Here is a 9,423-nt window from a genome sequence, read left to right as displayed (position 1 = left end):
TCGTAGATCATATAGCCGTGGTCGCGCGTGATAAACGCCGTAGTCCAGATTGGATCGAGGATCTTCAGATCGGCTTGAGGCACGATCCGCAACACCTTGGATGCATCCTGCGCGTTCGCCATCGTCACAGCGCTCGCAACCAGCACGCCCAGCACACATCGAGGCAGCCACCGCTCCAACATGATTCAACCCCATAAGAAGAAAGAACACAAAATGCTTCCTGGCTCATCGCGTGCACGGCGCATGACCCCACGCCCATTGCCAACGCGATCAGTACAGTACTGCGGAAGTTCAGCTGCATTACCTCGGGAGGACGGCAACTTCAAGGATAAAGTCGTCGCACTCTCGATCATTTGCATTTTGCAACAATTGAAATTCGCATGCACTTCTAACTCGCACAAAACGTGCCACTGCGAATACCCGCATGCATCCGAGAATCCGGTCAGTGGCGCACTGCAACGGACACGACACCATGCTCAACAAGAGGGCGGACACGCGCGTGGACGGTGCATCCCACTTCGCACAGGTCCCAATTGCACCGTATCCGGGCGCGACCTTGGCCCTCTTCCGCACACGTCTCCCGCGCGATATTTGGGCCCCGGCTATTCGGCACCGTCGTCACAAGCGGCGCTAACGAACGAGAGGATTTTGGTGGAGAATTCCAGTCAAAAGTGAAACGCAAGCCCTGCGCACGATCAAGCGCAGGTGTAAGGAACCGTCAGGGGTAGGATCAAGCTGCTCGGTGCCACGTGCTGTCCTCGCGTTAAAGGACAATCGTTTGGCACAACGCAAGTTTCAACTAGTGGATGCGAGTGTGGCTTGCCGACGCGGCGGAGGTCGCCGTGCATATCGTATGGCTGACTGAGGCGTGGACCGGCAACCGGCTGTGCTACGGTTCGTCTGAAATGCGACCGCCGGGTAAATAACAAAGGTCTCGAGCCCCCATACGTCCAAGGTCCGATCGAGAGCAGTGCCGGCGCCATTGCTTTCAATCGGCCTTCCATCGTTCACTGCGACCTTTGCCGGTCGCCCGCCGAGGACGGTTTGACTATGCCCGCCTGGACTGGCGGGCAAACCACGCATGGCGCATCGGCTTGAGTGCGGCGATCGCCAACACAGCCGCGCAGCTATCCAATGCGATAGCCGTGCCGAACACCGCATCCCATCCGCCCGTTTGCTGGTGGAGCAGCGCAGCCAGCGGCCCCCCGAAGATTGCACCGATGCCTTGCGCATATGATAGGCACGCGTAGTTCACTATCGCATGTTTGCCGCCGAAAGTATCCGTGAGCGTCGAAGGGAACAGCGAAAAGATCTCTCCCCAGCCGAGGAAGACGAGGCCTGACAGCACCACAAACATCACCGGGTCGTGCCGGAGCATGAGCCACAAGGTCATCGCCACCGCTTCCATCCCGAATGCGAACAGCATCGTCTTCTCCCGCCCGATCAGGTCGGATATCCACCCGAACATCGGCCGTGTCACGCCATTCGCCACGCGATCAATCGTTAGCGCAAGGGGCAGCGCCGCAAGACCAAAAACGGTGACCTCCGACATGCCAAAATCCCGTGTAAAAACCGCCATCTGCGAGGTCACCATCAGGCCCGACGTGGCCATCATCGACATCATCACAAACATCAGCCAGAACACGGGGGTGCGCAGCATGCTGCCGGTCCGCGTGTCGGGCACGACGGCCGAATTCGATGGTCGCCAGTCAGCCATATAGCCGGCCGGCGGCAGCCTCAGGCCGAGCGCGGCAAGTATGCCGATCGTACCCAGGATCAGACCAAAGACAACCAGAGTATGCTGGTAGCCGTACTTGCTAAGGCTAAGGGTGATCGGAAATGTCGTGAGCATCGCGCCCATGCCAAAGCCTGCCATCACCACGCCAATCGCAAAGCCGCGGCGATCAGGGAACCAGCGTGCCATCAGCCCAATCGTGCCAACCACGACAATCCCGACGCCAATCCCTCCGAGAACTCCATAGCATAGGTACACCGACACCAGGGACTCGGCGCGGCTCGTCAGGAGCCAACTCAGTCCGGTGATGGCGCCACCCGCTGCCAGCAACCAGCGCGGCCCAAAGCGCTCGATTAGATAGCCCTCGAACGGTGAAAGAAACGTCTGGCAGACAATGAGGATGGAGAAAGTGACCTGCAAGCTCGGCAGCGAAACCCCGAGCTTCGCAGTTAACGAAGGTGTCAGCAATGTCCAGATATATTGAGGATTCGATGCGACCATCGCACATACAAGGCCGCACATCAATTGCCACCAGCGGCTGTTTAACGAGAGCGCAAGCGGGGCTCGGGCGCCGGCACTGATACTCTGGGTGCTCATGCTTTAACTCCATAAGAAAAGTGACACGAATCGATCCAGCCGGCGTGCACGACTGGATCTCAGATGTCCAGTTCCTAGCCAGCGCAATAGGTACATCAAGTGATCGTCGCAGGCCGAGAGCCAACAGCGGTTGGCATGCCGTCGTCTAGCGAATACGCGTGGGCCGTCCTGGCGGTAGTGCCAGCGCCAGCCATCGTCCTCCGCGTCTGCTTGACGCGGCCGCCTCTGCACCGCGGACGCGCGGCGCGGCGGGGGTGCTCAAGCTTTCCCGCCCCTATAGTCCTCGAGATGTCGGGTTATTGCAGCCGAGATGAATGTGGCATCATCCAGATTGCTTGACGGCAAGCCAGCGCGATGGCCCCAGATTGATGGAATGGGAAGGAGTCTGGCGTTTCGCATTTGCGCGACCTCAAGGCGGTTGTCCTCCACCTGGAAGTACAGATCGGTCTCGCTCGGCATGATCAGCGCTTTCGCCTTGATCGCTTGTAGCGCCGCGTGGAAATCGCCTTTGAATGTGGAATTGGCAGCGATGTTCGCGTGCTGCCAGGCCCATAGATGAGCCAGCAGGTTGTTGCCGTCGCGCTTCAGAAAGTTCGTTTCCCACGACATCACCAGATAATCTTCGAGCGAAGAGAAGCCGGCCTGGCGCCACACCTCGTCCCGATAGAACGTTTGCGACATCGCCATGGCCGCATAGTTGCGGCCCATGGCCCGCAGCCCTCGCTCTGGGCGCTGGACGAACGTTCCGTTCTGGAAACCGGGGTCCGTCGTCAGGGTTGCGCGCACGCCCTCAATGAACACCTGATTGTGCGGCGAGGTCTTGGCCGCGCCGCAAAGCACAACCAGCCGTCTGACCATGTCCGGATACAGCGCCGCCCAGTGATAAGCCTGCAACCCACCCATCGACCAGCCACAAGCCAATTGCAGAACTTCTATCCCGAGCTCCTGTGTCAGGAGTTGATGCTGTATCGTGACGTTATCGGCGATCGTAAGATTCGGCCAACGGCTCCCGCTGAACGGCTCGGTTGCGTTGCTGGGCGAGGACGACAGTCCATTGCCGAACAGGTTAGGAATGACGACGAAGTACTTATCGGTGTCCAACGCTTTGCCCGGACCTACCATCCAGTCGACGTCATAGTGATGCGCCGCAAATGACGTCATGTACAGAATGACGTTCGATCGGTCGGCATTCAATCTTCCATAAGTCTGATAGGCAAGCTTGGCGTCTCTGAATGTGATCCCAGATTGAAGAACCACGTTTCCGGCATTAAATACAAGATAGTCGTCCATGTGTGTCGATCGCCGATGGCGAAATATAACGGGTGATCAAAGAAAATACACGCTGATTCCAACGCTTTAGCGAATCCCGATTTGCTGAGGCGGTTCAAACTATTTTGAGGTCGCCTGCCGGGCGACCTCATGCCGCTGCCACGGCCGTCCGCCCAAGCTCGAAAGGCTGGCCCTTGGCGCCTAGACGCATCCCAATCGGGAGCTTGCTCCACGGCAGTTGCTCAAGCCGCATGGGCATCGGGCCGGGCGCCGCGCAAACGATAATCTCGGCCGCCATCGGCGCAAAGTCGGCGCGGAAATGTACCGCGCTCTTAACGACCAGCATCGCTTGCTCGGTTGGCTCGATACCAACGAGGCGAAACAGCGCCTGGTCAGCCATCTGCACCTTGAACGAGGCCACTACGATTCGGACGCCGCCGCGTCTCAAGCAGGCAGCCGGTCCGACGTCAAGGCGAAAGCCGGCGTAGTACGGGCCGGTTGCCTCGACCTTGCCGTCCGAGAGCGCTTCAATCAGGAACTCGTCTTCATAAGGCGCGTCACCGTCAACGCCGGAATGCCCACCCAGCGCCAGCCGGATCGTTTCGCCGGCTCGCCGCCTATGGATCGCTTCGGCGGCTTGCGGATCGACCATCAGCCCGATCGCCGCCCCCTGTACGTCCTGTCTGATCAGGGCACGCAGCATGCCGGTGGTGTCTGAGTTCGCCCCGGCTCCCGGATTGTCTTGACCGTCGGCGATGATAATTGGGCGTCTGCCGGTACGGTTTTGCTCGATCGCGTAGCGAACGGCATCGTCGGGCGAATACAGGGTACCGGCAAACTCGGCTTCACTTTCGTTGGCGCCCCGCGCAAGTATGTCCACTGCCGCTTCGGCTAAGGCTGAATCCTCCCCATAGGCCCAGATCACTGGCGAGCATTCGGCGAAATCGGCCGCCGGGAAGCCGGTCGCGAACGACAGGTCAGCGCTTACCTTCGCCTCGATCTCCGCAAGCAGTGCATAGAGGCCCGCTGCCGGCTGCATATCGGTGCACTGCCAACAGATCGGAATCAGGAAGGGCAGCCTGCGGACTGCGAGCGCTGCACGCCGACCACTTGACCAGCGTTTCTCCAGTAACCCAAATGCGCGCTGCCCAGTGCGCGACATGTCGACGTGCGGGTAGGTACGGTATGCGACCAGCGCGTCTGCACTGGCGAGCATCTGCGCCGTAACATTTGCGTGCAGATCGAGGCTAGCGACCACGGGCACCGCGTCGCCGACAAGGGCACGTACCCGCCGAAGCAGTTCGCCCTCGCCATCGTCGAAATGGGTTGTGACCATCGCACCGTGCAGGTCCAGGTAAACCGCGTCGACCGGCAGCGCTGCCTCGATGCCGGCAAGGATCTCCCCTGCGATCTGCTCGAAGGCTGCCTCGGCGACATGCGCAGATGGACTGGCCGCGCACCACAACGTCGGCAGCAGTGTGTGGCCGGCGCGTTGTGCCGCGTCGACAAAACCGGCGGCGGGGATGTTGGTCCCGGCAATTGCGGCGAACAACGCATCGCCTCGCACCAGTCCCGGCCAGCCACCGCCATACTCGAAGGCGAGCAGGTCCGCTTGTGTCGGTGCGAAGGTATTCGTCTCGTGCTGGAAGCCGCAGACGACTATTCGTTTAGGTGTAGGCATGCCCATATTGTTTAGAGATATCCGCGGTATCCGGCCGTCACTGTGACGGCAGAAAGTTCTGATAATCCAAGCGGTTGGGGCCGCATCAGACTGATCCGAATGCGAAGTTGCGCCCAGGCGCCGCCGCCAGCAGCGCTTGCGTGTATTCGTGCTGCGGCCCGAGGAACACCTCCCGAATCGTCCCTTCCTCGACGACCTCGCCTCGCCGCATCACGATCACCCGATCGCAGATCTGGCTGGCCACCCGCAAATCGTGCGTAATGAACAGAATTCCGATCCGCAGCCGACGCTGAATGTCATCCAGCAAATCTAGGATTTGCGCCTGCACCGAGACGTCGAGCGCAGACACCGCTTCGTCGGCGATCAACACCTGTGGCTCGCACGCCAGCGCCCGCGCGATCGAGATCCGTTGCCGTTGGCCTCCCGAAAATTCGCTCGGATAACGGTGCAGCGCCTCGGGCTTGAGCCGTACCAGTGTCATCAGGTCTTCAGCACGTGCCCACGCTTCGTTGTACGGTACGCCGAAGTTCAGCGGCCCTTCGATGATCGAGGCACCAACCGTCTGGCGCGGATTGAGTGATCGGTTGGGGTCCTGGAATACAACCTGCACCGAGCGCCGGAACGGATACAGCGCACGGCCGCGTGCCTTCGCAACCGATCGGCCATCGGCGAAGATATCGCCGGCGGTCGGCTCGATCAGGCGTGCGATGCAACGCGCGACAGTCGATTTCCCGGACCCGGATTCGCCCACAATACCCACCGTTTCGCCCGGAAGCACCGCCAGTGAAACATCACTGGCCGCCTTCACTGTGCGCTTGCGGCCCGGCCAGGATCCCGTCACATAAGTCTTGCTGATTCGGTGGGCTTCGAGCAGCGGATAAGCTTTCTCCACAGGGGGACGCGTGCGCGGCACCAGCGAGGGGACGGCGGCAAGCAACATGCGGGTATAGGGCTCGCGCGGTTGCTGCAGTACCTGCAACCTGGTGCCCTGCTCGATCATCTCGCCCAACCGCAATACGACGACGCGGTCGGCGATTTCCGCCACCACGCCAAAATCATGCGTGATGAACAACACGGCGGTACCGCTTTCGGCTTGCAACTCGCGAATCAGCCTGAGAATTTCGGCCTGGGTCGTCACGTCGAGCGCTGTGGTGGGCTCGTCGCAAATCAGCAACGCCGGCTTCAGGATCAGCGCGATCGCGATCACGATGCGCTGCCGCTGTCCGCCCGACAACTGATGCGGATAAGATGCGTAGATACGCTCCGGTTCCGGCAGCCTTACGTGGTCGAAGATATCGAGAATCCGCTGGCGCCGCTCACCTGCACCGGTGCGGCTATGCTGCGCCAGCATTTCGTCGACCTGCGCGCCGCACGTCATGGTCGGATTGAGGGCCGTCATCGGCTCCTGGAAAACCATGGCCATCTTTTGGCCGCGCAGTTGCCGGATACGGTCCGGGCTGGCTGTCAGCACATTCTCGCCCAGTAGTTGAATGCCGCCGTCCACTGCCTGTAGCGTCGCCGGCAATAGACCCATCACAGCCTGTGCAATCACCGACTTTCCCGATCCCGACTCGCCCAGGAGGCACACTATCTCACCCTGCTGCACGTCGAGCGAGACCTGCCGTACCGCGTGAGCGCGGTCGGCTCCCGCCGGCAGCGCGATGGTCAGGTTCCTGATCGCGAGGACGCTATCGACTGGGCCGGCGCCGGATGGTACGCCCTCTTGGAAATCTACTTCACGCATCGCATCAGCCTCCGCGCTTGTTGAACTTCGGATCGAGTGTGTCGCGCAAACCATCGCCCAGGATATTGACCGCCAGCACAGTCAGCGCCAGGAAGATGCCGGGGAACAGCACGGTCTGCGGAAACTGGTTGAACTGCATGCGTCCGTCAGCCATGACGTTGCCCCACGTCGGAATATCCGGCGGCAGACCCACGCCGAGAAACGACAGGATCGCTTCCACCAGGATGGCGGAGGCGCACACGTAGGTCCCCTGCACAATCAGCGGTGCGATCGCATTGGGCATGATGTGACGCCATAAAATCTTGCCGGTCGGGCTAGCCAGTGAGATCGCGGCTTCGACGTAGGGTTCCTCGCGGATTGTTAGCACGATCGAGCGCACCAGTCGCGCTACGCGCGGAATCTCGGGAATGGTAATAGCGACAATCACCGTGACGAGGGTGGGCCGCCAAAGTGCCATCAGCGTGATTGCGAACAGGATGCTAGGGATAGCCATCAAGCTATCCATCGCCCGCATGATGAGGTTATCCAGGCGGCGGAAATAGCCCGCCGCTACCCCGACCAGCGCGCCACAGGCAAGCGCCAGGAACGCCACCGAGATACCGACGGACAGCGACACGCGCGCACCGTACACAACCCGGCTCCAGGTATCCCGGCCAAGGCTATCGGTGCCCATCAGGAAGAAGTGCTGGAACGTCGCGCCCGACAGATCACTGAATTCGGCCGTCGCACCGGGGAGCAGGTTCGCGCTTGAGGGATCCATCGCAGTCGGGTCGATCGTACCAAGCCATGGGGCTGCGACGGCGACGAGGATCAGCAGCACCAGTACGCTGCCGCCCAGGCGTACCGACCAATTCCGCACAACCCGGCGCCACAGCGATGTACGCGAGCGTGTGCCCGGCACCGCATCCACGTGACCAAAGGAGACACTCGACGCAGCAAGGGCCATCGAATCGTGATCGTCAATCATGTTCAGTTGCCCTTTCACTCAATAGCGGATGCGCGGGTCGAGCAGCATGTAGCTCAAGTCGACCAGCAGGTTGATCAGGACGTAAACAAAGGAGAAGAACAGCGTGATGCCTTGTATCAGCGGAAAATCGCGCGCCAACACGGCATCGACCGTCAATTGCCCGAGCCCGGGGATCGCATAGACCGTCTCGGTAACCACCACGCCGCCGATAAGCAAGCCGATGCCGATGCCGATCACGGTGACGATCGGTACCGCGGCATTGGCCAGGGCATGGCGAATCAACACCCGTACTTCGGAGATACCTTTAGCGCGAGCGGTGCGGATGTAGTCTTCGGTCAGTGCCTCGGCAACCGCCGCGCGCGTGACGCGGGCAATCAGGGCAAGGTAGACAATGGACAGCGTAAACGCAGGCAGGATGAGATGCTCGAGCCACGGGCCGATGCCTTCACTCAAGTGTGCATATCCCTGGACCGGCAGCAGCTTTGCATGCAATGCGATAGCCCAGATGAGGAGATAGCCGATCACGAACGAAGGAACAGAGAACCCCGCAACCGAAAATCCCATCAGCATCCGGTCTAGCCAGCCGCCGTGCCGCCAGGCCGCGATGACGCCGAGCGGTACTGCGACGAGGAGCGTAAATACCAATGTGAGAGCGGACAAAGACAAAGTCGGTTCGATCCGCTGCGCGATCAACCGAGTCACCGGTTGCTTCATGTAGTATGAGTCGCCAAGGTTGCCGTGCAGCATCTTCCCGGCCCAGTTGGCAAACTGCACCGGCAGCGGCTGGTCTAGCCCGAGGCTCGCGCGGACCTTAGCGATGTCCGCACTGGTACCGTTGTCGCCGACGAGCGCTGCAGCGGGATCGCCTGGCGTCAGACGCAAAATCATGAAGACGATGATGGCGACAATGACCAGCACTGGTACTGTCGACAGCATGCGCCTGAATAGAAGGAAGTGCATGTCAGTTCTGCTCCGAGCTGGATAACAGATGGACGAGGCTTGTATTGCTAAGCGTGGCGGCGACGGCCCGCGTATTGCCGCCTACACCGTGGTTAGCTCTTGCGGATATTCCAGAACACGTTGACGGGAGCCGGCACAATGCCGCTGACCACACCCTTGCGGATCACAGAATAGAAGTCGAAGTTTCCCACCGGCGCCAGGATCCCGCTCTGGTACGTCACCGATTGGATCGCCGCGGCGATCTTCTTGCGCTGCACCGGATCGGTACTCACCAGGTAATCGCTCTTGAGTTGTTCCAGCTTGTCGTCTGTCGCCCAGCCGAACCAGCCTTTTTCGCCATTGCCCGTCAGCGGCGAAAAGAACAATGGATTCATCGTGTCGCCAGGCGCCCAACCGGTAATGAACAGGTTCCAGCCACCCTTGTCGGCTGGCGCCTTGCTGGTGCGGCGCGTCAACAGCGTCGACCAGTC

Annotated in this window: 6 protein-coding genes and 2 pseudogenes; all 8 read right to left on the bottom strand. The window is 60.6% G+C overall.

What is annotated here, in order from left to right; translation table 11 throughout:
* A pseudogene (locus tag ACGLHR_RS48870) lies at window positions 1-182 on the bottom strand (ABC transporter substrate-binding protein); the annotation flags it as partial.
* Window positions 183-1,048: 866 nt separating this feature from the next.
* Window positions 1,049-2,332, bottom strand: a complete 1,284-nt coding sequence (gene oxlT / locus ACGLHR_RS48865) for an oxalate/formate MFS antiporter (RefSeq protein ID WP_400102975.1) — start codon at window positions 2,330-2,332, stop codon at window positions 1,049-1,051.
* A 258-nt stretch (window positions 2,333-2,590) separates the two neighbouring features.
* Window positions 2,591-3,622, bottom strand: a complete 1,032-nt coding sequence (locus tag ACGLHR_RS48860; RefSeq protein ID WP_400102973.1) for an alpha/beta fold hydrolase — start codon at window positions 3,620-3,622, stop codon at window positions 2,591-2,593.
* 127 nt (window positions 3,623-3,749) lie between these two features.
* Window positions 3,750-5,282 carry a M81 family metallopeptidase gene (locus ACGLHR_RS48855; protein WP_400102971.1) on the bottom strand — a complete coding sequence of 511 codons (1,533 nt, stop codon included), beginning with the start codon at window positions 5,280-5,282 and terminating at the stop codon, window positions 3,750-3,752.
* Window positions 5,283-5,367: 85 nt separating this feature from the next.
* Window positions 5,368-7,026: a dipeptide ABC transporter ATP-binding protein gene (locus tag ACGLHR_RS48850; protein WP_400102969.1), complete on the bottom strand. Its 1,659-nt coding sequence runs from the start codon at window positions 7,024-7,026 to the stop codon at window positions 5,368-5,370.
* 4 nt (window positions 7,027-7,030) lie between these two features.
* Window positions 7,031-7,993 (bottom strand): ABC transporter permease, encoded by a 963-nt coding sequence (locus ACGLHR_RS48845; RefSeq protein WP_400102967.1) that lies wholly within the window; start codon window positions 7,991-7,993, stop codon window positions 7,031-7,033.
* 18 nt (window positions 7,994-8,011) lie between these two features.
* On the bottom strand, window positions 8,012-8,953 hold the full coding sequence (locus tag ACGLHR_RS48840; RefSeq protein WP_400102965.1) for an ABC transporter permease: 942 nt from the start codon (window positions 8,951-8,953) through the stop codon (window positions 8,012-8,014).
* A 92-nt stretch (window positions 8,954-9,045) separates the two neighbouring features.
* A pseudogene (locus ACGLHR_RS48835) lies at window positions 9,046-9,423 on the bottom strand (ABC transporter substrate-binding protein); the annotation flags it as partial.

It is taken from the genome of Cupriavidus sp. CuC1 (assembly GCF_044627735.1).
Taxonomy (GTDB): Bacteria; Pseudomonadota; Gammaproteobacteria; order Burkholderiales; family Burkholderiaceae; genus Cupriavidus; species Cupriavidus ulmosensis.
This window is presented reverse-complemented; position numbering and strand designations above follow the sequence as displayed.